Annotated in this window: 19 protein-coding genes; 5 read left to right on the top strand and 14 right to left on the bottom strand. The window is 44.4% G+C overall.

Going from position 1 to position 23,897, the window contains the following annotated elements:
• Positions 1-16 precede the first annotated feature (16 nt).
• Complete coding sequence (locus EWM62_RS13230) at positions 17-1,198, bottom strand: formimidoylglutamase (RefSeq protein ID WP_129877150.1); 1,182 nt, start codon at positions 1,196-1,198, stop codon at positions 17-19.
• Positions 1,199-1,346: 148 nt separating this feature from the next.
• Here EWM62_RS13230 and EWM62_RS13225 point away from each other — a divergent pair, with 148 nt between their 5' ends.
• Complete coding sequence (locus tag EWM62_RS13225; RefSeq protein ID WP_129877149.1) at positions 1,347-2,315, top strand: NAD-dependent epimerase/dehydratase family protein; 969 nt, start codon at positions 1,347-1,349, stop codon at positions 2,313-2,315.
• 182 nt (positions 2,316-2,497) lie between these two features.
• Here the strand turns inward: EWM62_RS13225 and EWM62_RS13220 are convergent, their stop codons facing one another.
• The 13 genes from EWM62_RS13220 to kbl all read right to left on the bottom strand — a co-directional run bounded on the left by EWM62_RS13220 (position 2,498) and on the right by kbl (position 13,829).
• Positions 2,498-4,288 (bottom strand): ATP-binding protein, encoded by a 1,791-nt coding sequence (locus tag EWM62_RS13220; protein ID WP_129877148.1) that lies wholly within the window; start codon positions 4,286-4,288, stop codon positions 2,498-2,500.
• A gap of 167 nt (positions 4,289-4,455) precedes the next feature.
• Entirely contained in the window at positions 4,456-5,880 is a 1,425-nt protein-coding gene (gene rlmD / locus EWM62_RS13215) for a 23S rRNA (uracil(1939)-C(5))-methyltransferase RlmD (protein WP_129877147.1), read from the bottom strand.
• Positions 5,881-6,109: 229 nt separating this feature from the next.
• On the bottom strand, positions 6,110-6,571 hold the full coding sequence (locus EWM62_RS13210; RefSeq protein WP_129877146.1) for a hypothetical protein: 462 nt from the start codon (positions 6,569-6,571) through the stop codon (positions 6,110-6,112).
• Positions 6,571-7,323 (bottom strand): ferritin-like domain-containing protein, encoded by a 753-nt coding sequence (locus tag EWM62_RS13205; RefSeq protein WP_129877145.1) that lies wholly within the window; start codon positions 7,321-7,323, stop codon positions 6,571-6,573. Before EWM62_RS13205 ends, EWM62_RS13210 begins: the two co-directional genes overlap by 1 nt.
• Positions 7,324-7,429: 106 nt before the next feature.
• Complete coding sequence (gene creD / locus EWM62_RS13200) at positions 7,430-8,749, bottom strand: cell envelope integrity protein CreD (RefSeq protein ID WP_238989343.1); 1,320 nt, start codon at positions 8,747-8,749, stop codon at positions 7,430-7,432.
• Between the two features lie 93 nt (positions 8,750-8,842).
• Positions 8,843-9,148, bottom strand: a complete 306-nt coding sequence (locus EWM62_RS13195) for a winged helix-turn-helix domain-containing protein (protein ID WP_238989342.1) — start codon at positions 9,146-9,148, stop codon at positions 8,843-8,845.
• 44 nt (positions 9,149-9,192) lie between these two features.
• Positions 9,193-9,831, bottom strand: coding sequence for a hypothetical protein (locus EWM62_RS13190; RefSeq protein WP_129877143.1), 639 nt, complete (start codon positions 9,829-9,831; stop codon positions 9,193-9,195).
• A 66-nt stretch (positions 9,832-9,897) separates the two neighbouring features.
• Positions 9,898-10,479, bottom strand: coding sequence for a TetR/AcrR family transcriptional regulator (locus EWM62_RS13185; protein WP_129877142.1), 582 nt, complete (start codon positions 10,477-10,479; stop codon positions 9,898-9,900).
• Positions 10,480-10,482: 3 nt separating this feature from the next.
• Entirely contained in the window at positions 10,483-10,896 is a 414-nt protein-coding gene (locus EWM62_RS13180) for a Rieske (2Fe-2S) protein (protein ID WP_129877141.1), read from the bottom strand.
• On the bottom strand, positions 10,897-11,931 hold the full coding sequence (gene pheS, locus EWM62_RS13175) for a phenylalanine--tRNA ligase subunit alpha (RefSeq protein ID WP_203235044.1): 1,035 nt from the start codon (positions 11,929-11,931) through the stop codon (positions 10,897-10,899). It abuts the gene before it with no gap.
• Positions 11,931-12,338, bottom strand: a complete 408-nt coding sequence (locus EWM62_RS13170) for a type II toxin-antitoxin system VapC family toxin (RefSeq protein ID WP_162499839.1) — start codon at positions 12,336-12,338, stop codon at positions 11,931-11,933. Before EWM62_RS13170 ends, pheS begins: the two co-directional genes overlap by 1 nt.
• On the bottom strand, positions 12,335-12,595 hold the full coding sequence (locus EWM62_RS13165; RefSeq protein WP_129877140.1) for a DUF6364 family protein: 261 nt from the start codon (positions 12,593-12,595) through the stop codon (positions 12,335-12,337). The genes EWM62_RS13170 and EWM62_RS13165 overlap by 4 nt, the downstream gene beginning before the upstream one ends.
• A gap of 43 nt (positions 12,596-12,638) precedes the next feature.
• On the bottom strand, positions 12,639-13,829 hold the full coding sequence (gene kbl, locus EWM62_RS13160) for a glycine C-acetyltransferase (RefSeq protein WP_129877139.1): 1,191 nt from the start codon (positions 13,827-13,829) through the stop codon (positions 12,639-12,641).
• Between the two features lie 129 nt (positions 13,830-13,958).
• Between kbl and EWM62_RS13155 the strand changes: the two genes are divergently transcribed.
• The 4 genes from EWM62_RS13155 to EWM62_RS13140 all read left to right on the top strand — a co-directional run bounded on the left by EWM62_RS13155 (position 13,959) and on the right by EWM62_RS13140 (position 23,886).
• Positions 13,959-16,439, top strand: coding sequence for a DUF5686 family protein (locus EWM62_RS13155; protein ID WP_129877138.1), 2,481 nt, complete (start codon positions 13,959-13,961; stop codon positions 16,437-16,439).
• A 122-nt stretch (positions 16,440-16,561) separates the two neighbouring features.
• Positions 16,562-17,524: an oxygen-dependent tRNA uridine(34) hydroxylase TrhO gene (gene trhO / locus EWM62_RS13150; RefSeq protein ID WP_129877137.1), complete on the top strand. Its 963-nt coding sequence runs from the start codon at positions 16,562-16,564 to the stop codon at positions 17,522-17,524.
• 218 nt (positions 17,525-17,742) lie between these two features.
• Positions 17,743-20,628: a triple tyrosine motif-containing protein gene (locus tag EWM62_RS13145; RefSeq protein ID WP_129877136.1), complete on the top strand. Its 2,886-nt coding sequence runs from the start codon at positions 17,743-17,745 to the stop codon at positions 20,626-20,628.
• A gap of 258 nt (positions 20,629-20,886) precedes the next feature.
• Positions 20,887-23,886 (top strand): SusC/RagA family TonB-linked outer membrane protein, encoded by a 3,000-nt coding sequence (locus EWM62_RS13140; protein ID WP_129877135.1) that lies wholly within the window; start codon positions 20,887-20,889, stop codon positions 23,884-23,886.
• Positions 23,887-23,897 lie beyond the last annotated feature (11 nt).

Here is a 23,897-nt window from a genome sequence, read left to right as displayed (position 1 = left end):
CTTAATCAATTGCAGGTTAGTTTAGTTTTTGATAGGTGCGCCACCACAGGTCGGGCATTTCGCCGGATACAGCGGTTTTATAATCATCGTACCGGCAGGGCACCAGGTGGAAGCGTTCGTTTTTGGAGCCACCTGCCGGATAGGGTACCTGCATCCACCAGCGGTCGCTTTTTTTGCTTTTTACAAATACCACTTCGTGGTCGTCGTGCTTAAGGCTGGTTTTGTAAATAAGGTATTGCGATTTTGGGTTCAGCGGAAAATCGCGCTTGCGGTTGTAAACGCCATCAATAAAATACCATATCATTTGCGAAAGCAGCATGGCAGTTTGGCCGTTGCTGTCATAAGCAGGGTTAAACTCGTAAAACCCTATCGAAGTTAGTTTATCATTAAACCCCGCGTACCTGCAGATCTGGCAGGCCTCTTCGCCATAAAAGCCGTTTGGTTTGGCATTGGCGTTGCCTGCCGCGTCCGACGAGCGGATAGCGCTCATATCAAAACTCACCATATTGGCATTACGGATGATCGGCTCGGCCACTGCTATATTTGAGGTAAGTTCGCCCAGGCGGTGCACATCAAAATAAAGTTTTTCCATTACCCTTAAACTATCCTGGCTGGCAAAGTAGGTTTGGTAGCCCATATTGCTGTAGTTGAACAGGTAGTTAGGTTCGTGCAGGAATATTTTATTTAGGTAAGATGCCGATGTGGTTTCGATAGTTTCACTAAAGCCATCGTCCTCGAGGTCAAACTGCGAATCAACTACCAGCATATCTACCTTTTGCTCAAGGTTTTCGTAACCCAGGTATTGGGCATAGGTAAGGTCCTGCCCGCCGCCGATGATAAGCGGGATAATGTCTTTTTTTATCAGCTCTTCTACAACGGTTTTTAGCGCGTAATAGGTGTCAACAACTGTTTCGCCACGGGTAATGTTACCCAGGTCTGCTATTTTGGTATTGTAGCCGCCCTCGTTTAGCTGGTATAGTTTCTCGCGTACGTAATCGGGGCCTAAAGCGCAGCCGGGATTATTTGTAGCATTGCGGTCTTCAAGCACACCAATAATGGCAATATCCGTTTTTTGCTCCAGGTTGGGGAAATCAACCGAATAATGTTCGATCTTATCACCCAGCTGGCTGGTGAAGTATCCATTTTTTGGTATGATCTTTTTTAGATCGATGGGTGTAAAAAAATCGGCTAAAGACATTGTTTAATTTGAAAATATATTGATTTGAAGATTTGAAAAATCAACTCCCAATAAGCTGAACAAACATATTAAATTTCAAATTCCGAATTTGATTAATCTTCAAATTACTTTTGTGCACTTTTACATTTTCAAATCGTCAAATTATAATATGATTTTAGTAACCGGTGCGACGGGTTTTTTAGGGGCCGAATTAGCAAAGGAACTTATCCTGCGTAAAAACCACATCCGCTGCACCAAACGGGTATCGTCAACAATACCCAAAATTTTGATGCCTTATACATCAAAGATTGAGTGGGTGGATGCCGACCTGATGGACGAAGCCGCGCTGGAAGATGCCCTGGATGGGATTACGCAGGTTTACAACTGCGCCGCCTTTGTATCGCTAAAACAAGCCGATAAAGAACCCATGATACGTACCAACGTACGCGGCACTGCCACCCTGGTTGACCTTTGTACCCAAAAGCGCATTCGCATGGTGCACACCAGTTCGGTAGCGGCCGTGGGCGAGGCTAAACCCGGCGAACTGATCACTGAGAACCATCACCTGGATTCATCGACAGAAACAGATGGCTACGCGATATCAAAACTGGAAAGCGAGATGGAAGTTTGGCGCGGCATTGCCGAAGGCCTCGACGCCGTTATTGTAAACCCTACTATTATTATTGGCGCAAGCGCAGGTACCGCGGGCAGCGGGCAAATATTTGAGACCGTGCGCAAAGGCCTTAAATTTTATACCCGCGGCACAATTGGGTTTGTTGATGTGCATGACGTAGCCAAATGTATGATCGCCCTGATGGAAAGCAGCATCAGTGGCGAACGTTATATCATAAATGCCGAAAACAGGGCATATAAGCAACTTTTCGAGGAAATAGCAGGATGCCTGGGCGTGCCTGCCCCAAAAACATTGGCCAAACCCTGGATGATGGAACTGGCCTGGCGCGGCGCGGCATTTATGGGTGCGATAACGGGCAAAGCCCCGGCATTGGATAAAACCAGCGCACGTGCTGCATCGGTAACGCGGGAGTTTGATAACAGTAAAATAAAAAAGGCTGTTGAGGTGGAGTTTAAACCGGTTAGCGAAACCATAAAAGAAGTTTGCCAGGTACTGGGTAATTAAGGCATTCGCTACGGTGTTATTTGCGCCCCAATGTTCACGTTCACGTTTGCACATGCAGCCCCTGTTTTTGTAAACAACTAATAGTAAGCGAATTACATAAAAAACACTGACGTTGTAGTGTCACCACTATGCATGCTTTTTTTGTTAGGGAATGTAAACCCCCGTATACCGGATAATTAAACTTATCCTGCCAGCGCCTTACTCGTTTTTAAAGCGCTCAGTTTCTCAAGTTTTTGGTATAAGGCAGCCCCCTGGAATGGTTTCGACAGGTAATCGTGCATGCCGGCTTCTTTAATTTTATCGTAGATATTATGCGAAACAGAAGCCGTTAACGCTATTATCGGGACAGATGCTTTGGCCGGGTCAGGTAGCGCGCGGATAACCTGGGTGGCCTGGTAACCATCCATCACGGGCATATGCAGGTCCATCAGCAGCACATCAAAATCTTGTTCCAGTAATTTATTTACCGCCTCCTGCCCGTTGTTGGCAATTACCGCATTTATATGCCATTTGTTTAAAAGCTTCACCAGCAACAACGAGTTTACATGGTTATCCTCGGCAATTAAAACCCTCATTCCTTCGAGGGAGCCACCCATTACGGTGTGCAGCGATACCGGGCTAACATTGCCTTTATATAACTCGAATTGAATAACGAATGAAAATACCGAGCCTTTGTTTTGTTCGCTTTTTAACCGGATGGTGCTGCCAAAAAGGTTAAGCAGCCGCTTTACTATGGCAAGCCCAAGGCCCGTGCCCCCGTAATGGCGGGTGGTATCTGCCGATGCCTGCATAAACGGATCGAAAATTACATCAAGCCTGTCGGCGGGGATACCAATGCCCGTATCGGCTACCGAAAAATTGATGGTGAGGTGGTCGGCGGTGCTCTCGTTAACGATCGCCTTTACGCTTACCTCGCCCGATTCGGTGAACTTAATAGCATTGCCCACCAGGTTATATATCACCTGCGTAAGGCGGGTTGGGTCGGTAACCACCCACTGATCTTTAAGCTGCGGGTCTACATCCAGGATCAGCTGAAAACCCTTTTCGGATGCCTTTTGCTGCAAGCCCGAGCACACCTTATGAAGCAGTACCGGCAGGTGAACGGGGATAGCCTCTAACACTATCTTATCGTTTTCGCCTTTATTATAATCCAGGATATCGTTTACCAGCGTAAGCAGGCTAACCGCCGAAAACTCCAGGATGTCCAGGTTCTCGGTTTGATCGGGCGTGGCAGTGTCTTTGATGAGGCTGGTCATCCCAATAACCGCATTAAGCGGCGTGCGCAGTTCGTGCGACATGGTGGAAAGAAATACCGAGCGCGACTCGGCCAGCGCCTTTGTTTCGGCAACGGTAGCTTCCAATTGTTTATTCAGTACCTCTTTTTCGTTCACATTATCCCGGAAGGCCCGGTAGAACAGGTAATGAATAAGTACAATGGTTACAAAATTAAGGAAAACGATCACCTCGAACCCCGGCGATGGCAGTTCCTGTGTAACAGCATCCAAACGCCAGTTGCTCCTGCTTGTAACTACCAGGTAATACATTACGGGCACTATAGCCAAAATACTGTATACAACAGCGAAACGGTTATTGATAAGGTAATACCCTACAAACGTTACCATAAATACAAATTGCACGGTAACCAGGTTAAGGTTTTGATGAAGGATGATAAGGTTTGACCAAATGCCGCCGAGGCCGGTTAAAAGGATAGCATGCGCAACTACATCAATTTTGTTGGGTTTATACAGCAAATATTTGGTTAACCCTATGTAGAATAAAAATATAAAGATAACACGATATAGCTGGTGGTTTTGTATGTTGCCGTAAACCAAAGGGAATAGTATAACTATTTTTAACAGGGTTAGCAGTAAAGTGGTATATACAATTTTTATGCGGGCACGTTTCAAATTATCAGACTGCCCGGCCAATACCTTTTTAATGGAGAAATTTAAAAAAGGTACAGGAGCATCCATAGTAACTGCAATTAAAAGGGTAGGTAAGGGTTGCTTTCTGCAAGCTAATTTACCAAAACATTTTTACAAATATTGCCCTGTAATAGCTGTTAAGGAATAATAATTAACTTTTGCCGATGAACTACGCCGGGAATTAAGCAACCGGCAATTAATTTAACCGGCGGGTGTTATTTACGCAGTTTCAAAAGCGCCACATTTTCAACATGTTGCGTGTGCGGAAACATATCTACCGGTTGAATTTTTACAGTATCGTACTTTTCTTTCAGTATCAGCAGATCGCGGGCCTGGGTGGCGGCGTTGCAGCTTACGTAAACTATCTTATCGGCTTCAATTTCCATCAGGCGGGCAACAACATCGGCATGCATGCCTGCACGGGGCGGGTCGGTAATGATCACGTCGGGTTTGCCGTGTTCCACAACAAACTCGTGCACCAGCACATCTTTCATATCGCCGGCGTAGAACTTGGTGTTTGTGATGTTATTTATCTGCGAGTTTACCTTAGCATCTTCAATAGCCGACGGTACGTACTCTACCCCTACCACTTCGCGTACATGGCCCGCAATAAAATTGGCGATGGTGCCGGCACCGGTGTAAAGGTCATAAACCAGTTCGTTACCTGTAAAGCCTGCAAAATCGCGGGTTATTTCGTAAAGGCGCAGGGCCTGTATCGAGTTTGTTTGATAAAATGATTTTGGCCCAACCCTGAAGCGTACTACATTGCCATTAGCCGCCGGCATTTCCTCGTGGATAAATTCGGGGCCCTTCCATGCGTGTACTTCCTGGTCAAAAATAGTGTCGTTCATTTTTTGGTTAAGGATGTACAGCAGCGATGTGATGTTTGGAAACGCGGCATCCACGTAATTCATCAGCAGGTTTACCTGCTCTTCGTCCGCGTGAGCGAAAACCACGATCACCATGATCTCGCCTGTAGACGAGGTACGGATGATTAGGTTACGCAAAGCGCCGGTATGCTGGCGTACATCGTAATAGCTGATGCCATTTTCGCGGGCAAATGCGTTGATGCTGTTACGCAGATCGTTTGATGGTTCGGCCTGCAGGTAGCAATGGTTTATGTTCAGGATCTTATCAAAACGGCCTGGGATATGGAAACCCAGGGCGTTCATATCCAGGGTTTCATCTTCGCGGTTCTCGCCATCGTAAAGCCACCGCTTGTTGGAAAAAGTGTATTCAAGTTTGTTGCGGTAGTAGCGGTCGGCAGGGGATGGCACAATGGCATCCATGTGCTCCACATCTATTTTGGCAATGCGGGTTAGCGCATCGTGCACAGCTTTTTGTTTGAATTTAAGCTGTGCCTCGTAGGTCATGTGCTGCCACTTGCAGCCGCCGCAGGTGCCGAAGTGCTCGCAAAAAGCAGGTACCCGGTATTCTGATGGTTTGATGAGTTTGGTGATCTTGGCTTCGCCGAAGCTTTTTTTGCTGCGGTAAACTTCTATGTCTGCAATATCGCCCGGAACGGCCTTTTCAATAAACAGCACAAAATCTTCGGCTTTGCCCACACCCTTGCCTTCCTCGGCAATATCAATAACGGTTACGTTCTCAAAGAACTTAGGTTTTTTTGCAGATCTACTCATCAGGCTGCAAAGGTAAATGTATTTATTAATTTTTGGAACGGGGTTTTGGCTAAAGCCATCTTGGGCATTTTATTTAACCGTCCCTTAAAAGGGACGGCAATGAATAATGATAGAAATAATATCATTATTCATTGCCGTCGACTTTAGTCGACGGAGAACAAGATATGCACTTAGGCTTTAGCCGAATAATCAGGTGAGCAAATAGCGGTTTTAATTTATTGATTTGTACTCAGGTATTTTCATCAGGCATAATTTCCAACTTATAAAAATATGAACAGCCTGCAATACAAAAACAGTAGGCAAATGTAATACAGATATAATCTGCATTTATTCTAAATCCTGGCATAACAGAAAAAGTAATAACAGTTAATAAAACACCTATTAATGCAATCAGATATTTCAAATATTTGATTTTTAAAACGTCTCTCGTTACAAGCAACCTTATCAAAAAGTAAAAGCTAATCCATGTTGTCAGCGAAAATATAGCACTAAAAAGTACTATAAACATGTAAGCGCCAGCTAAGTAATCAATGAAATTATGTCCAAGAAATTCATCATCATAACAGTGAAAAAGATTAGTTGCTCCAAAATAGATTAAAGGCCCAACGACAACACTTGTTAGCCATACTTTTAAACTGTAAGAAAATGAGTTTGATTGTGCGCCGATGAATAGATATACAAAAGAGCCCATTAGCAGTTGTATTTATAGCTTATGGATTTATGATCTGCCGGCGCGGCCGTCAAAGCTTCGATGGTTTTTCTGTATTTATACTGCATCTTTTTAACATACATATCAAACGTTACACCGCCGGCTTTAAAAAGCTTTTTATGGGCAAACCATACCAGGCACGATGTGGCATGGAAAAAATGCTTGTACGCCACCTTGCGCCAGGCTTTTGAGAAGGCCGGCTTTCCCTCAAAAATGATGGCCAACCGCTCGGTCTGAAAGGTGATATGCGGGGCCTCGTCAATTAAAATATCGGTACAGATCTCTCTGAGCAAGCGGCAGTCTGTAGCATCCTTAAGCGCCTGGTAAAAGATCTGGGCGGTGCTTTCTACCACGATCACGGCCAGGGTCCATATTTCCATACTGGTGTTAAAATACCGCACCTTCCTGAACAGGGTATCGCCCCAGTTTTGCTTGATGCGTTTTTGGCCAATTTTATCAATGTAGCGGCCAAGGTTATAGCCATGTTTTTGTTCCTCTTTGATAAATAGCTTAACGGCATCTACATAATCAGGGTCGCCCAGGCGGTAAGCATAACGGGTTGATGCCGCTATCAGGTGTTCGCCCTCTGATGTTTCGCCAAGCTGCCAGGCCTGTAACGATGGCAGGATAGTGGCGATTTCGTCGTGCGTAATAGCGGGGGCTAAGGTCCAGTTCACTCTTTTGTGGCGGGCATTTTCCTGGAAATACCTGATCCAATAATTGCTTGTATGCATGGTTTTGATGTTTATTAGGTTTTTGTAAAGGCGCTATACCTCGCGCCTTTAATGAGTAATATGATACCGGATTAAAAAGAGACGCGAAGTATCGCGCCTCTACGGGTTAATGTTTATCCCAGTTTATTTTGCGCGAGAAATACATGAGCAAACCTGTAATAATGAACAGCGCGATACTGCCTATCATTAATGCCAGGTCTTCCAGTTGGATAATGACGAAAATAAAGACGTAGATAATGGATAATATAAGCGCGAACAGCGCCGCCGCCCCTTTATTTTTAAGCAGCGAAGCGATGAAAACCGACACCAGCCCTATGGTAGCCACCGAGGCTATAAGGTAGGCCATGTTATAACCAACCTGTTCTGAGAACGATAGCAGCAGGGTGTAATAAATGATCATGGCTGCGCCGATAAGGATATAATTAAACGGATGGATCCTGTTTTTGCGGATAACCTCGGTAAGGAAGAGTGATACAAAGGTTAGCAGCACTATCAGTATGGCATACTTGCTGGTGCGGGTTATTTTCTGGTACTGGTCAACCGGCAGGCGCAGCTTAACGCCGAACGACGCATCGGCAAGTTTATTCTCATCAGTAAGCAAATTATTATCAGCCACCCATTGCTGCGGGAACGGGCGATTGTAATATAGCATGCGCCACTTTGCGGTAAAGCCACTGGTATCTACATGGCGGTCATCGGGCAGGTAACGGCCATCAAAACTTGGCGACGACCATTTGCCCGCCACTTCAACATCGGTTGTTTTGCCCAGGTGTAAAAAATGAAGTTCCTGGCTGCCTTTTAAGTCGAGCGTGTAATCAAAAGTAAAAGCACCGTTTGATACATTGGTCAAATTCAGGTTTGCCTGCAGGCCACCGTTAAATAACGGGTGGGCGTTAAACGACGGCTCGGCGGTAAGCTGCTGGCCGGCGGCGTTTACCATGGGGTTATTTTTTAACCCTTTCAGGTCCGAGATGCTAAACTCCAGCCTCGCTTTATCCAGGATCAACTGCTCGGGCATTAACGACAGGCTGCCCAGTTCGGCTTTGCCAAAATTGCCCGATACCCTGATAGACGAATTGTAAACTACCGTTTCAAACATGCCCCTGTGCAGCAGTTCGGGTTTTAAGTTTGCTTTGATTTTTAAATTCTCGGGCAGGATGTATAAATTCTCAATTACATCGCGCGTTATTTCTTTCTTATCATTATCACTAAACTTTGTGATTTTGTGGTAAGGTATCACCAAAACCGGGCCCTTTACCGTTTGGCTGCCCGACCACGTATCGGCTATCCCTTTTACCATTTCATCCTGCCGGGTGGCACGCTCGCGGATAAGGTCGCCAATTAATGCTGATGGGATGAGCAGCACCAATATTAAAAAGCCAATAAAAACTAATTTAACGGTGATCGACTCCTTGAGCCAATTCATAAATCCCCTAAAGGCGGATGGTTGTTGTTCTTGTATCATTTGTTTATTTAAAAGTACTTTGAATTACAAAGCATTTAGGTAAAAAAATATAGTTTATAGTGATCTCTGATTTTTAATGATCTGTTCTAAAGCGTTAAGGTGTTGTTTAAAGGCCTGCTTGCCTTTGTCGCTCGCCTGGTAATTGGTATTTGGCTTGCGCCCCAAAAACGATTTATGTATGATAATGTACTCCTCTTTCTCCAGCGCTTTAAGGTGCGATGCCAGGTTACCATCGGTGGTATCCAGCAGCTCCTTCAGCGAGTTAAAATCGTAACGATCGTTAACCATCAGCACACTCATTATTTGCAAACGCAGCCGGTTCTCAAACGCCTTATCAAGTTTTTCAAATGGAACTTTCACCAATATTATTTTTTAGATAGGATAGCCCTTCATGTGTGTACACATCAAGCTTTACTATCGTATTTTAAGTACATAATGCTGCCGTAAACAATGTGCAGTACGCCAAAACCTACAGCCCAAAACAGCAAACCATAACCCGGCAGTAAAGCGGCAAGCAAACCTAAGATAATTTCGCAAATGCCTAAGTATCTAACATCTTTAAAAGTAAAATTACTTGCATTTATAAGTGCCAGGCCATAAAATATTAACGTTGCCGATGCTACAATGCCCACATAACCCCGGCTTATTAAAATAAGGGTTAATGCGCCGCCTGCTAATAAAGGTACAGTCATGTTAAATAGTATCTGGCGGCTGCTGCTGCCCCAAATGGGCTGGTTCTTCTTTTTAGCGTTACCCATGGTGAGTATTACACAGGTAGCCACGGATGCAATCAGTACAACCAATGCAATAAGTATTAAAGTGTAAAGATCTGCAGACGAGCTGCCCGAATTGGCAATAACATAATCGCGGTAATTAAAAAAACCACCGGAGCCATAAATGATATTATAGGCCAGGCCCGCTCCTATCAGCGCGTAAACACCCGCAAGCACCCCGCTAAGGCCGCTTAGCGAAATAAATTTTGAGGAGCGCTCCATCATGCTGCGGATAGAGGTAAGCTCGTCTTGTATTTCGTTTTCTTTCACTTAAAAGCACTTTGTTATTCAAAGTAAGTTATTAAAAACGTACAATCCAAATAAAAATCAAAATAATTACACGATGATAGCCGCCTTAACCAAATAAGGCAGGATCTCTTTTTGAAAAGAAACGAAATTTTTGCGCACATCGCTGTCGCTTACCGAGGTGAACGCGAAGCTGAACACAATGCTTTTGCTGCATTTGATGAGGAAACGGATGCGCTGTTGGTAAGTTTCGTGCTTGCGGATACCGGCCAGTTGGGTAAACGAGAGGACCAGCAGTTCTTCCAGCTCGTTTGACAGGTTCTTTAAAAAATCCTGCGAGTTGGTGCTTTCGCGGATAAAGTCCCAGCCAATAAATTCGTTACAAACGGTGTACGACAGGCGGCAGGTTTTCATGATGAGGTTGCTCAGGTGGGCTTCCTCGTCCATATCGGGGGTGTTGGTGGTTATCAGGTCGTCAACACTCACCTTAATATAATCCATCAGCAAAACGTGCAAAAGCGCTTCCTTACTATCAAAATACTTATAAATGGTTGCTTTTGCAATTTTAGCCCGTTTGGCTATTTCGTTCACACTGGTTTTGTGGTAACCGAATTTGCGGAACAGGTCCTGCGCCGCCCGCTTAATGCTGTCTTTGATTTTATCGGCTTCCATGGGTCAATTTGAAACAAATATCTCAAATTGTGTCGTATTTACAATGTACGACCTGAGATATTTGGTGGCCGGGGCTTTAACCGGGCTGCCATCAGATAATGAGAACTTTGACCCGCTGCATGGGTCGGTAGCGGTAAAGCCGGTATCATCAACCGTAATAGCGCAAAGTTTTTCGGGCTGGTAGCTGCTGCAGCGGTCGTAAGCAGTGTATGAACCATCCACCTGGCGATAAATAATGATCCCGGCAACGCCTGCACCCGCTACGTAAGCAAACCCTCCGGGAGCGCTAAGCGAGGTGTACCGCGGATCTGTTTTTACAATTTTTACGTTTACGGGTACACGCGGCACTACATTTTCGGCTTTACCGCAGCCTAAAAAAAGCAGACAAATAATAAGCAGGGCCGGGATATTCCTCATCTATATAATATCGGTGGTGAATTGTTTTAAGAAACGCAGATCGTTCTCAGAGAATAAACGCAGATCGCGGATCACATATTTCAAATTGGTAATACGCTCGATACCCATGCCAAAGGCAAAACCGGTATATTTTTTACTGTCGATACCGCAATTCTCTAAAACATTCGGGTCAACCATTCCGCAGCCCAATATCTCTACCCAGCCGCTGTACTTGCACATGTTGCAGCCCGCGCCTTTACAAATGGTACAGGATATATCCATTTCGGCAGATGGCTCGGTGAACGGGAAGTACGAAGGGCGGAAACGCACCTTAGTACCCTCGCCGTAAAGCTCCTGTACAAAATGATAAAGGGTTTGCTTCAGGTCACTGAACGAAACATTCTCGTCAACATACAATCCTTCAACCTGGTGAAAAAAGCAATGTGCGCGTGCCGAGATGGCTTCGTTACGGTAAACGCGACCCGGCATAATAGCGCGGAACGGCGGTTTACCGTTCTCCATCATGCGCACCTGTACCGATGAGGTGTGGGTACGCAAAGCGATATCATCCGTACCATCACCCTTGCGGATGAAAAAGGTGTCCTGCATATCCCTTGCCGGGTGTTCCTGCGGGAAGTTAAGCGCCGAAAAGTTATGCCAGTCGTCCTCTATCTCGGGTCCTTCGGCTACAACAAAACCAAGGCGCTTGAATATATCGATGATCTCGTTACGTACCAGCGAAAGCGGGTGCCGCGAGCCTACCTCAAAGCCATCGCCGGGCAGCGTAAGATCAAGTTCCAAGTCTTGAGTCTTAGGTCCTGAGTCTAAAGATTCTTTGATCTCGTTATACCGGCCTTCGGCAAATTGCTTAAACTGGTTCAGTACTTTACCAAAGGTGCGTTTCTCTTCGGGGCCAACGGTTTTAAACTCCTCAAAAAGGTCTTTTATTATACCCTTGGTACCCAAAAATTTTATGCGGAAGGCTTCCAGCTCATCCGCTTTGGCGGCAGTGAAAGCTTTTATCTCGGCAGTATATTGGTCTATTTTAGATTGCATTATAATGTTCTTAGAAATTGTTCGGCAGTTAATACCGGTATTGTCGATTGCTTGTAGTCTTTTATATTTCGGGTGATGATTGCATCGCATCCCCCACTAATTGCAGCGTAGTATTGAACAGCATCTTCAAAATCGGGCGAGTTGCTCTTTAACGCCATATCAATTATTTCTTCGTCTACATTGATTATGGAAATAACTGACCGTATTTCATTTAACAAGGAAAACTTATTCAATCTATCGTACTTGTTAAGAAAGTAATGAATATTTACAAAAGCTACTGAGGAGGTTACAGCGTTAAAGTAACCCTTTTCAAGCAAGTGTATAATATTAAGTGCTGGTAGAAAAAACACCGACCTTTTTAACGATAAATCTAACAGAATATCGCTGTCTAAAAAAAGCTTTTTCACACCCCGTATTTTTGTTCAAGGTGGTTATGATATTCGGCTTTGTGGTCAAAGTCAGGCACAGGATCACCTGCGATAGAAAACCTTTTTGCCAGTTTATCTAATTCATCAAGGCTTTTCATTTGAAAAGGCTCACTTTCAGTATCTATCACCTTTTTAAAAAGGCCTTCCGTTATTTTTGACAGACTTGTATTTTTTTTCTTTGCGACCTCTTTAATTTGATGAATTAATCCGGGGTCTATGTTTAAAGTCAGTTTCATACCCTGTAATTTATACGTACAAATATAAATAATTTATACGTAACTATTTAATCACCCCTAAAGCTTTGCCCACTTTGGTAAACGCGGCGATGGCCTTATCCAAATGCGCAACATCGTGCGCGGCAGAGATCTGCACACGGATACGTGCTTTGCCCTGCGGAACAACCGGGTAGTAGAAACCGATCACGTAGATACCCTCTTCCAACATTTTAGCTGCAAACTCCTGCGCAAGTTTAGCTTCGTAAAGCATTACCGGTACAATGGGGTGCACACCGGGTTTTATATCGAACCCTGCTGCGGTCATTTTCTCGCGGAAGTATTGGGTGTTGCTTTCCAGTTTATCGCGCAGGTCGGTAGTTTCGCTAAGCATATCCAGCACGGCTATTGATGCGCCGGTAATGGCGGGGGCCAAAGTATTGCTAAACAGGTATGGGCGCGAGCGCTGGCGCAGCATGTCGATAATTTCTTTACGGCCCGATGTAAACCCGCCCGATGCACCGCCTAAAGCTTTGCCCAATGTACCGGTAATGATATCTATTTTACCCATTACGTTATGGTGCTCGTGCGTACCGCGACCGGTTTTGCCCATAAAACCACTGCAATGGCTTTCGTCTATCATCACCAAAGCGTTGTACTGCTCGGCAAGGGCGCAAATTTTATCCAGCTGCGCTATGGTACCATCCATAGAGAACGCGCCATCGGTAACGATGATACGGTGGCGAAGGTCCTGCGTGGCTTTTAGTTGCTCTTCCAGATCGGCCATGTCATCGTGCTTATAACGTTTGCGCTGTGCTTTGCAAAGACGCACCCCGTCGATGATGGACGCATGGTTCAATTCATCGGATATAATGGCGTCCTGATCGTTAAAAAGCGGCTCGAAAACGCCACCATTGGCATCAAAAGCGGCGGCATAAAGAATGGTATCTTCGGTGCCTAAAAATTCCGAGATCTTTTGCTCCAATTTTTTATGGATATCCTGCGTACCGCAAATAAAACGAACTGACGACAAGCCGTATCCATGCGTATCCATAGTGGCTTTGGCAGCCGCAATTACTTTTGGATGTGCCGAAAGCCCCAGGTAATTATTGGCACAAAAATTTATAACTTCTTTACCGCCCTGTACGGTAATATCAGCGCCCTGCGGCGAGGTGATAATTCTTTCGCGTTTATATAAGCCGGCACTTTCAATGTCGGTAAGTTCCTGCTGTAAAACGGGATGCAATGTTTTATACATATGTGATGATATTAATGGCTCAAAATTAAACAATAACCTGTAATTGAACGGTTATGCAAAACATTTTATGTAAATTACGTGTACCACCAAACATTTTGCCTGTAAATACTATTAATCGTAAAATTCCATATGAGAAGATATTTACCTTTTGTTTTATTTATACTAACCTCCCTGAGTGTTTCGGCACAGCAGTATGTGCTATCGGGGCTTGTTACCGGCCCAAATAACGAGACGGTGGGCTTTACATCGGTATATATCCGTAACTCTACTTACGGCACAACTGCCAACGAAGAAGGCAGCTACCAGTTTAAATTAAGCCCCGGTACATACAACGTTACCTACCGCTTTACGGGCTATAAAGAACAAACCGAAAGCATTACCATAACCGACCATAATGAGGTGCATGATGTGCAGCTTGCCGGCGAGGTTTTTAAATTCAGCGCTTTATCTGACAAGTGGAAGGAAAACCTTGACCCCGGCGATACCATTATGCGCATGGCCATTGCCAAACGCAAGCAGCACCTGGAAGAAGTAAACAGCTATTCATGCTCGGTATATATTAAAGCAGTGCAAAGGCTGCTTAGTTCACCAAAATCGTTAACCAGCAAAGCAGTAACTCAGGCATTAGACCTCGACTCGAACGGGCGGGGTATCCTTTATCAGTCAGAGCTGCTATCTACGTATAATTTTGCCAGGCCAAACAAAGTTAGGGAGGTTACCATAGCCTCAAGGGAAGCAGGTATAAATACGGCGTTTGATTATAGCAAAGCGTCAGACCTGCAGGTGAATTTTTATAATGATGTTTTTAAAATTAACGGCCTTAGTACCCGCGGCTACATATCGCCGCTGGCATCAAACGCGTTCGATTTTTATAATTACAAGCTAATTGGCAGCACCATACAAAACGGGCGTACTATTGATAAGATAGAAGTTATACCCAAGCGGGAGCATGGGATGTATTTTCAGGGGAGCTTATATATAGTGGAAGGCGACTGGCGAATTTACAGCGCCGACCTTTACCTAACCAATACCATGAGCAGCCTTAACCTGGTTGATACCATGCGTATAAGTCAGCAATACATCCCTATTACGGATAGCGTTTGGATGCCGGCTGCTATACAATTTAATTTTAAAGGTTCGGTATTAGGGTTTAAGTTTGGCGGTTATTACGAAGGGATTTTTAACAACTACAAAATAAATCCCAAGTTTCCGCCCGGCTTTTTCAATGGCGAAATATTACGGATAGATACAGCCGCCAACAGTAAACCATCGGCATATTGGGATACACGCCGCCTTTTGCCCTTAACCCGGTTAGAAACACGCGATTATCAAAAGAAGGACAGCATTGCGGCATACAAAAAAACAGACAGGTATTTAGATTCGTTGCAGCACGAAAAAAACGGCATTAACTACCCCGGCTACCTGATATTCGGCTACGATGCCAGTAGCCGCGATGAGCGCGATTCGCTGCACGTTTTCCCGTTCTTACAAACGTTTTATTACAACACTGTAGAAGGCTTTGGTATAAACGCCAAAGTACGCTATACCCATGTTATTGACGATTGGCATTCGTACAGTATTACCCCTGCCCTGCGGTATGGGTTTGCTAATAAGTTATTCAGCGCCAATGTACATGCCGAGTATTTGAATGACCCTTTCCATAACGCCAAATTTTATGTTGATTTTGGAAGCGATATCCTCGACCTGAATAATGTTGGTACGCGGTCGTTATACTTTAATACGCTGAGTACGCTATTATCCGAGAATAACTATGTCAAATATTACCGTTCGCAATTTGGCGGCTTTGGCTACCAGCGCGAACTATCGAACGGCATTTTGTGGATGGGGGGATTAAGCTATGCCAGTCGCACACAATTGTACAATACAGCTTTTGGGCATATCAGAGATGTGAAAGATAAAGAGTACACCTCTAACAACCCTAAAGCACCTGATGACGCTCCAGCCGATGACCACTCGTTCTTATTCCCGCAGAACCAGGCGTTAACTTTTAATACGTCGGTAACTTTTACGTTCGATCAGCAGTATATCACCCGGCCTACAGGCAAGTTTAATCTGCCATCAAAATATCCCACCCTAACCCTCAATTACCGTAAAGGGATCAACAAGGCTTTCGGCTCGGATGTAAATTATGATTTCGCATCGGCAGATATTTCGCAAAATAACCTGCGGATAGGGCTTTCAGGCTTTTCATCGTTCAAATTAACCGGGGGCAACTTTTTTAACCACAATACCCTGTACTACATGGATAATTACCACTTTTTAGGTAACCAGGGTACCACTTTCGACCCGACATACATCGGTAGCTTCCACTTCCTTCCTTTTTATCAGTTTAGCACGGGCGGGGCATTCTTCGAGGCGCATTACCAGCATAATTTTGCAGGGTCGATATTAAGTAAAGTGCCGCTCATCCGTAAACTAAAACTCGAAGAGGTTATAGGCGCCAACTTTTTAACAACCAAAGAAAACCCCAATTACCGCGAATTTTACGTTGGCGTTCAGCGCCTTATTTTCCGCGTAGATTACGGCGTATCTTACATGGGCAACAAAAAATACCTGCAGGGTATCAGGATATTTTACGGGATACGGTAGAGAGTTGAAAGTCTAAAGTTCGAAGTCAAAAGTTAATCTTTACTACTTTCGACTTTGAACTTTCAACTTTTTACTACATTTGCACCTCATTTAACACCGTTTGCAGCGGTATCAATGTGGTTATGATAAAATACAACACACTACTTTACTATTGTTATTCAACAATAGCCGATGGCGAGCAATTTGCTGCCGATCATTTAAAATTTTGTAGATCTCTTGGATTAACCGGGCGCATTATTGTAGCCAACGAGGGATTGAACGGCACAGTATCCGGCACAGCCGATGCATGCAAAACCTATATGGATACCTTGCACGCAGACGAGCGGTTTGCCGGTATCGATTTTAAAGTTGATGAGGTAGAAGAACCTTCGTTTGTGAAAATGCACTGCCGCTATAAATCAGAGATTGTACATTCGGGCCTGCGCGACCCAAACATCATCAACCCGCAACAAAAAACCGGCAAGCACCTGGAGCCAAAAGACTTTTTGGCCATGAAAGACCGCGACGATGTAGTTATCCTGGATGTACGCTCCAACTATGAACACTCCCTGGGCAAATTTAAAAACGCGGTTACTTTGGATATCGAGAACTTCCGCGACTTCCCTGCCATGATCAACGAGCTTGCCCAATACAAGGATAAAAAAATACTTACCTACTGCACCGGCGGCATCAAATGCGAAAAGGCATCGGCCCTGCTATTGCACGAAGGCTTTAGCGATGTTTACCAGCTGCACGGCGGAATTATTAAATACGGCAAGGAAACCGGTGGCGAGGATTTTGAAGGCAAATGTTACGTGTTCGACAATCGCCTGTCGGTTGATGTAAACAGCGTAAACCCGGTGGTTATCTCAACCTGCCGCAACTGTGGCAAAACCACTCCAAAAATGATCAATTGTGCCAACCCCGAGTGCAACGAGCATTTTACCCAATGCGACGAGTGCGGCACCAAAATGGATGGCTGCTGCAGCGATGCCTGCCAGGAGCACCCGCGTAAACGTGTTTATGATGGCACCGGATACTATGTAAAAGTACCGCAACCGGTTAACACCGCTAAAAAAGGTACCGTTCAGTTAGCTGGCGAATAGTTTCGGCTAAAGCCGGATTTGCTTATCATTGCCATCGCATTTATAGGACGGCAATGAATAAAAGTTGCTATCGGCCGAAGTATTAAGACCCATCCTCACTGTGGGCTTTAGCCGACGGATCAAAATCGCTCGGGTTTTGGCTTCAGCCAAAATGTAACCTACTGTTTATTCAATAGCAAATTGTATTTTCGTACAATTACATCGTGCCATAAACACCTATGCGTAAACACATCCTGTTTGCATTTTTTTTATTGAGCAATATATTGGCCAGGGCGGCTGATATAAAGAGTATTGGTGTGCCCTATGTTCAAAATTATACCAAGGCGCAATACCAGTCGGGTAATCAAAACTGGTCGGTAACGCGCGATGAGCATGGCATTATGTATTTTGGCAATGATGAGGGCCTGCTCTCGTTCGACGGTAAATACTGGCAGCTTAACCGCATGCCCAACGGGCTTATCGTGCGCTCGGCAGCTACCGATGGCAAGGGCAAAATATATTCGGGCGGCTTTGGCGAGTTTGGCTTTTGGGAAAACAACTCAAAGGGCTTCCTTAAATACAACTCGCTTACACAACTTATCCCTAAAAGGTACCAGCCCATAAAAGAAGAGATTTGGAAAATATATGTAGACAATGATAGGGTGATATTCCAGTCGTTTGGCTCCATATACATCTATGCTAATGGCAAAATTACTGTTGTAAAAGCGCCAAAGCCTTTCCTTTTTTTATTTAAAACAGGCAGCCGGTATTTTGTAGAGCAGGTTGACGCGGGTTTGTTTGAACTTAAAGGCGATAAGCTTAGCTATATTGAGGGCAGCAATGTATTAGGCGGTCGTGTTTTATCTGTGCTGCCTTTCCAAAAGGATAAATACCTTATAGGCACGGCCAAAAACGGCTTGTTTATTTACGATGGCAAGCAAATAACCCCCTGGCAAAACCAGGCCAACGACTTTTTAAAAACTTACCAGCTTAACAATGGCACTATTATACTGGGTAAATACATTGCTTACGGGACTATTTTAAACGGCGTGATCATTATTGATACCGCGGGCAATGTGGTACAGCATATCAATAAATCGAGCGGGCTGCAAAATAATACGGTGCTGAGTTTATATGTAGATACCGAGCAAAACCTTTGGGCCGGGCTGGATAATGGCATCGACCGTATCGAGATCAACTCCCCTCTTTATTTTTACTTTGATAAAACCGGCAGGTTTGGCACCGTTTATTCCAGCATTATTTTCAATAATAAAATATACCTGGGCACCAACCAGGGTCTTTTTTACAGCGAGTGGATAAGTTCGGGCACCAAGCGGCTTTTCCAGTCTTTTGATTTTAAGCTTATTCCCGGCTCGCAGGGGCAGGTATGGGAGTTGTCGTTACAGGATGGCCGCCTGCTTTGCGGGCATAATGATGGTACCTTCCAGGTTAATGGCAGCTCTATCACCAAAATAACATCGCTAAGCGGCGGGTGGACCATCAAAAAATTTAATAGTAACCAGCTCATCCAGGGCACATATACGGGGCTTATCATATATCATAAAGACGCGTTTGGCAACTGGGTGTTTGATCATAAGGTAGAGGGCTTTGGCGAGCCATCGCGCTATGTAGAACAGGATAACAAAGGCCAGATATGGGTAAGCCATGCCTATAAGGGCATCTACAAGGTTACGCTTAGTGAGGATAGTAAAAAAGTGGTGTCGCAAAAATATTATGATAAGCGTTCGGGCCTGCCCGATAGTTACAACGTGGGTGTATTTAACCTCGATAACCGCATCGTGTTTTCATCAGACTCGGGCTTTTATGTTTATGATGATATTACCGACAGGTTTTACAAGTATCAGCAGCTTAATAAAAAGCTAAACACTTTTGCATCGTCAAATAAGGTAATAGCAGCTGTGGGCAAAAAATATTGGTTTATAAACCATGGGCGGGTTGCCCTGGCAGACCTTTCTGTACCGGGTAAACTAAGTATCGACTCTAACAGGTTTAGCATGCTAAACGGCCAGATGGTGCAGAACTACGAAAACATCAACCTAATTAATAACCAAATTTACCTGATAAGTGTTGACGATGGCTTTGTGATACTGAACGATGAGGATGCATCGCGACAACCTAAGTTAAAACTGCCGCCGGTATTGATACGGAAGGTGGAGAATATCACCGATAAAACATCGGCCCTGAGTGATATGAACAGCGATGACATTGTGATATCCATCCCTTACAATCAAAATAACATCCGCATTTCATACTCGCTGCCGTACTATAAACAGTCAAAAATTAAATACCAATTTTACCTGGAAGGCTACTCGCGGCAATGGAGCGATTGGAGCCCGCAGAGCCAAAAGGAGTTTACAAACCTTAACCAGGGCACATATCATTTTAAGGTGCGGGCAAAAATAAACGACGAGAATGTATCGGCGGTAACAACCTTTACCTTCGAAGTATTGCCACCATGGTATGCCGGTAAGTTTGCCATTATACTTTACTTATTACTCCTGGTGCTAATATATTACAGCATCAGGTATTACTACCGTTCAAAATTAAAACGCCACCGCCAGGAAATCCATGAAAAACTGCAGCGCGAAAAAGAGGAATTTTTACGCCGCGAGGCCGTGGCCAACGAGCAGCATATCGTAACAATAAAAAACGAACAGCTACAGGCCGATCTGGCAAGCAAAAGCCGCGAACTGGCTAATTCGGCTATGAATATTGTTTATAAGAACGAACTGTTGCAAAAAATAAGCGACGAGATCAATAATTTTAAAGATAGTACAGGCAAAAAACTTTCAGAAGAACAGCTTAAAAAGATCCACAAGGTTATTGACGAGGGTATGAGTGATGACCGCGACTGGAACGTTTTTGAGAACAGTTTTAACGAAGCGCACGAGAACTTCTTCAAAAAATTAAAACACGGCCATCCGGACCTTGTGCCTAACGATTTGAAACTTTGCGCCTACCTGCGTATGAATATGAGCAGTAAGGAAATGGCATCCTTATTAAACATTTCACTGCGCGGGGTAGAGATACGCCGCTACCGCCTGCGTAAAAAGCTCAATTTAGCACACGATAAAAACCTCGTTGAGTTTCTCATCGAGCTGTAACACTACATCATTACCACACAACAGGCTAAAAACCCACAAATTGTATCCCAAGGCATTTGTAGTATGTAGTGCGTACACTACTGTGCTGTAAAAAACTGTTTATCAATGGTTTAAATATTCTTCTTAAAATTTTTGTGAAAGTAATTTGCGGTTGATGTATTAATGTAGAGTTACATTATTTGCTTAAATTGTAATATCTGCACAATTTCGAACCTACAAAAACCAATTAAACCAGTACTTAAAAATTAATTAACCACTATGAAGAGAATTTACACAATCTCGGGGTTACTCTTATTGTTTACTTTTTTCACAACCGCGGTTCTCGCGCAGAATGTTACCGTAAAAGGTAAGGTTAGCGACGCGAAAACTGGTGAGGCCCTTATAGGTGTTACCGTTGGCGTAAAAGGTACAACAACAGGTACCCAAACAGATGTTAACGGCGCTTATACCATAAACGCCGCATCAAATGCTACACTGCAGGTATCCTATATAGGGTACACAACGCAGGATATTGTAATAAGTGGCCGAACCAGTATTGATGTTAGGCTCCAGAGTGCTACTAACGAATTACAGGGCGTGGTAGTTGTGGGTTATGGTACCCAGCGTAAACTTGATGTTACCGGGTCGGTAGCTTCGGTAAAAGGCGAGGATATTTCAAAACAGGCCTCAACAAATGCTATCAGTTCGTTACAAGGCAAGGTTGCCGGTGTTCAGATAACCAACAATGGTTCGCCAGGTTCATCACCGGAGATCCGTATCCGCGGTTTAGGTACCGTGTATGGTAATGCCAACCCGCTGTATGTGGTAGATGGGGTTTGGTTTGATGATATCAGTTTCCTTAACCCTAATGATATTGAAAACATCAGCATATTAAAAGATGCTTCGAGCGAATCTATTTACGGGGTTAGGGCGGCTAATGGTGTTGTGCTTGTAACCACTAAAAAAGGTAAAGGCAATGCCAGTATCAGCTACAATGCATATGCGGGCTGGCAAAAAGTTACCAACCAACCGCAATTGGCTAACGCCTCGGAATATGCTACATTGATAAACGAGCTTAACGGAAAAAATACCTTTGCTGACCCGGCAAGCCTGGGCACAGGTACCGATTGGCTTAATGTTGTGTTGCGCGATGCCTTCACCATGAAGCATGACCTGACCGTTAGTGGCAGCACAGAGAAGTCGAGTTATTCGTTTTCTGCCGGCTACCTTAAGCAGCAGGGTGTTGTAACCGGTAACGATTACGACCGTATCACCGCGCACTTACAGCAGGACGTACAAGCCACAAACTTTCTTAGGTTAGGGTATAACGCGGTATTACAATCCAGCAAATCAAAAGATATACCGGGCGGGGTAATTTACAAAGCGTTTACCGCAGCGCCCGTAGTACCGGTATTTTATGCCGACGGAAGTTATGGCGACCCTAACGATTATCCGGTTGGTAACATACCAAACAACCCTAAAGCCCAGCTTGATTTTTTTAATCAGAAATCAAACAACTACAGGGTTACCGGTAATGTATTTGCCGAGCTTAAACTGGTGAAGTTTTTAACCTTTAAAACAAGCTTCGGCGGCGAATTTGGCCAGGGCGAAGTTTTAAGCTATAACCCGGTTTACCAGGCTACTACAACACAATTTAATAAAATAAGCGACCTTGATGTATCGCGCGCTGAAGTGCGCAACTGGATCTGGGAAAACACGCTTACCTTTGATAAAACCTTCGGCAAGCATCACTTAACCGTGCTGGCCGGCCAGTCGGCACAGCGTTATAAGGCCTATTCAATATCGGCTTCGGCACAGAATGTGCCAAACACCAGCGATGGCGACCAATACCTTACACTGGGCAGTAATGATACAGCTAACCCACGGTCTGTATCTGATGGTGGCTCGCTGGCTACTTATCAGTCGTTTTTTGGCAGGGTTAACTATTCTTTTGCCGATAAATACCTGTTAAATGCATCATTCCGTGCGGATGGGTCATCTAAATTCATCGGTAACGAGCGCTGGGGTTATTTCCCATCTATCGGCGCGGGCTGGGTTATCAGCAACGAGGAGTTTATGAAGGATCAGCACATTTTTGATAACTTGAAAATAAGGGGCAGCTGGGGTAAAATAGGTAATGCATCAGTTCCGGCAAATTTATCTACCCTGCTTGTAAATCAAAAAGCCGGCTTTACGGCAGTTTATAATAACGAACCTGCAACAGGTGCAAACATCACCCAGATCGTTCCTCCAATTACTTATTGGGAGCGCGGTGTAGGTACAGATGTTGGCCTGGAAATGGCGTTCCTTAGTAATAAACTAACATTCGAGGCCGATTACTATAAAAAGGAAACTCAACAGGCAATATTTGCAATACCTGTATTAGGATCGTTAGGTACCGATGGAGGCACAATTATAGGCAACCAGGCTACCTTCCGTAACCAGGGTTTTGAGTTTGCCTTAGGTTGGAGAGATAATGTAGGGAAAGATTTCTCATACTCGGTTAATGGTAACTTCAGCATAAACAATAACAAAGTTTTAAATACTGTTACAGGTGCCAACCCTATATATGCAGGTGGCGGCGCAGCTACAGGTGGGCAGTTAAGCACCCGCACTATTGTAGGCCAGCCAATAGGCGAGTTTTACGGCCTGGTGGTTGATGGTGTGTTCCAAACTACTGCAGAGATCGCTTCGTCGATACAACCGGATGCCAAACCGGGCGATTTTAAATATAAGGACCTGAACAACGATAACAAGATAGATGCTAAGGACCGCGCTGTAATTGGTAACCCTAATCCTAAATATCTATACGGTTTAAACACCTCTTTCAATTATAAAGAGTTTGACCTTAGTGTTGATTTCCAGGGCGTAGGCGGTGTGGATGTTTACAACGCTAACTTAGGTTTGCGTTATGGTTCAGAAAACTTCACTAAAGATTTTTATGACAACCGCTGGCATGGTGCAGGTACTTCTAACACCTACCCATCTGCTAATATCGGCGGCGGCCAAAACTATAAGCCAAGCAGTTTTTATGTAGAAAGCGGTGCGTATTTCAGGGTGCGTAACCTTCAGTTAGGTTATACTTTGCCATCAGCTTTAGCATCAAAATTATTTATGAAAAGGCTTAGGGTATATGCAAACGCGCAAAATGCCTTTAACAGCTTTAAATACAGGGGCTTTAACCCCGAAATTGGCGGCTCGGCTACTAATGCAGGCATTGATAACGGTGTTTACCCGTTGTATGCAACCTACAATTTTGGTGTAAATGTTACTTTTTAACTTAAAAATAT

The organism is Mucilaginibacter terrigena, assembly GCF_004168255.1.
GTDB classification, from domain to species: Bacteria; Bacteroidota; Bacteroidia; order Sphingobacteriales; family Sphingobacteriaceae; genus Mucilaginibacter; species Mucilaginibacter terrigena.
Note: the sequence above shows the minus strand (reverse complement) of the source record. Positions and strands in the feature narration are given on the sequence as shown.

Excerpts from the sequence above, each read along its gene's own strand:
- EWM62_RS13230 (WP_129877150.1), bottom strand. The coding sequence starts at position 1,198 with ATGTCTTTAGCCGATTTTTTTACACCCATCGATCTAAAAAAGATCATA.
- EWM62_RS13225 (WP_129877149.1), top strand. The coding sequence starts at position 1,347 with ATGATTTTAGTAACCGGTGCGACGGGTTTTTTAGGGGCCGAATTAGCA.
- EWM62_RS13220 (WP_129877148.1), bottom strand. The coding sequence starts at position 4,288 with ATGGATGCTCCTGTACCTTTTTTAAATTTCTCCATTAAAAAGGTATTG.
- rlmD (WP_129877147.1), bottom strand. The coding sequence starts at position 5,880 with ATGAGTAGATCTGCAAAAAAACCTAAGTTCTTTGAGAACGTAACCGTT.
- EWM62_RS13210 (WP_129877146.1), bottom strand. The coding sequence starts at position 6,571 with ATGGGCTCTTTTGTATATCTATTCATCGGCGCACAATCAAACTCATTT.
- EWM62_RS13205 (WP_129877145.1), bottom strand. The coding sequence starts at position 7,323 with ATGCATACAAGCAATTATTGGATCAGGTATTTCCAGGAAAATGCCCGC.
- creD (WP_238989343.1), bottom strand. The coding sequence starts at position 8,749 with ATGAATTGGCTCAAGGAGTCGATCACCGTTAAATTAGTTTTTATTGGC.
- EWM62_RS13185 (WP_129877142.1), bottom strand. The coding sequence starts at position 10,479 with ATGGAAGCCGATAAAATCAAAGACAGCATTAAGCGGGCGGCGCAGGAC.
- EWM62_RS13180 (WP_129877141.1), bottom strand. The coding sequence starts at position 10,896 with ATGAGGAATATCCCGGCCCTGCTTATTATTTGTCTGCTTTTTTTAGGC.
- pheS (WP_203235044.1), bottom strand. The coding sequence starts at position 11,931 with ATGCAATCTAAAATAGACCAATATACTGCCGAGATAAAAGCTTTCACT.
- EWM62_RS13165 (WP_129877140.1), bottom strand. The coding sequence starts at position 12,595 with ATGAAACTGACTTTAAACATAGACCCCGGATTAATTCATCAAATTAAA.
- kbl (WP_129877139.1), bottom strand. The coding sequence starts at position 13,829 with ATGTATAAAACATTGCATCCCGTTTTACAGCAGGAACTTACCGACATT.
- EWM62_RS13155 (WP_129877138.1), top strand. The coding sequence starts at position 13,959 with ATGAGAAGATATTTACCTTTTGTTTTATTTATACTAACCTCCCTGAGT.
- trhO (WP_129877137.1), top strand. The coding sequence starts at position 16,562 with ATGATAAAATACAACACACTACTTTACTATTGTTATTCAACAATAGCC.
- EWM62_RS13145 (WP_129877136.1), top strand. The coding sequence starts at position 17,743 with ATGCGTAAACACATCCTGTTTGCATTTTTTTTATTGAGCAATATATTG.
- EWM62_RS13140 (WP_129877135.1), top strand. The coding sequence starts at position 20,887 with ATGAAGAGAATTTACACAATCTCGGGGTTACTCTTATTGTTTACTTTT.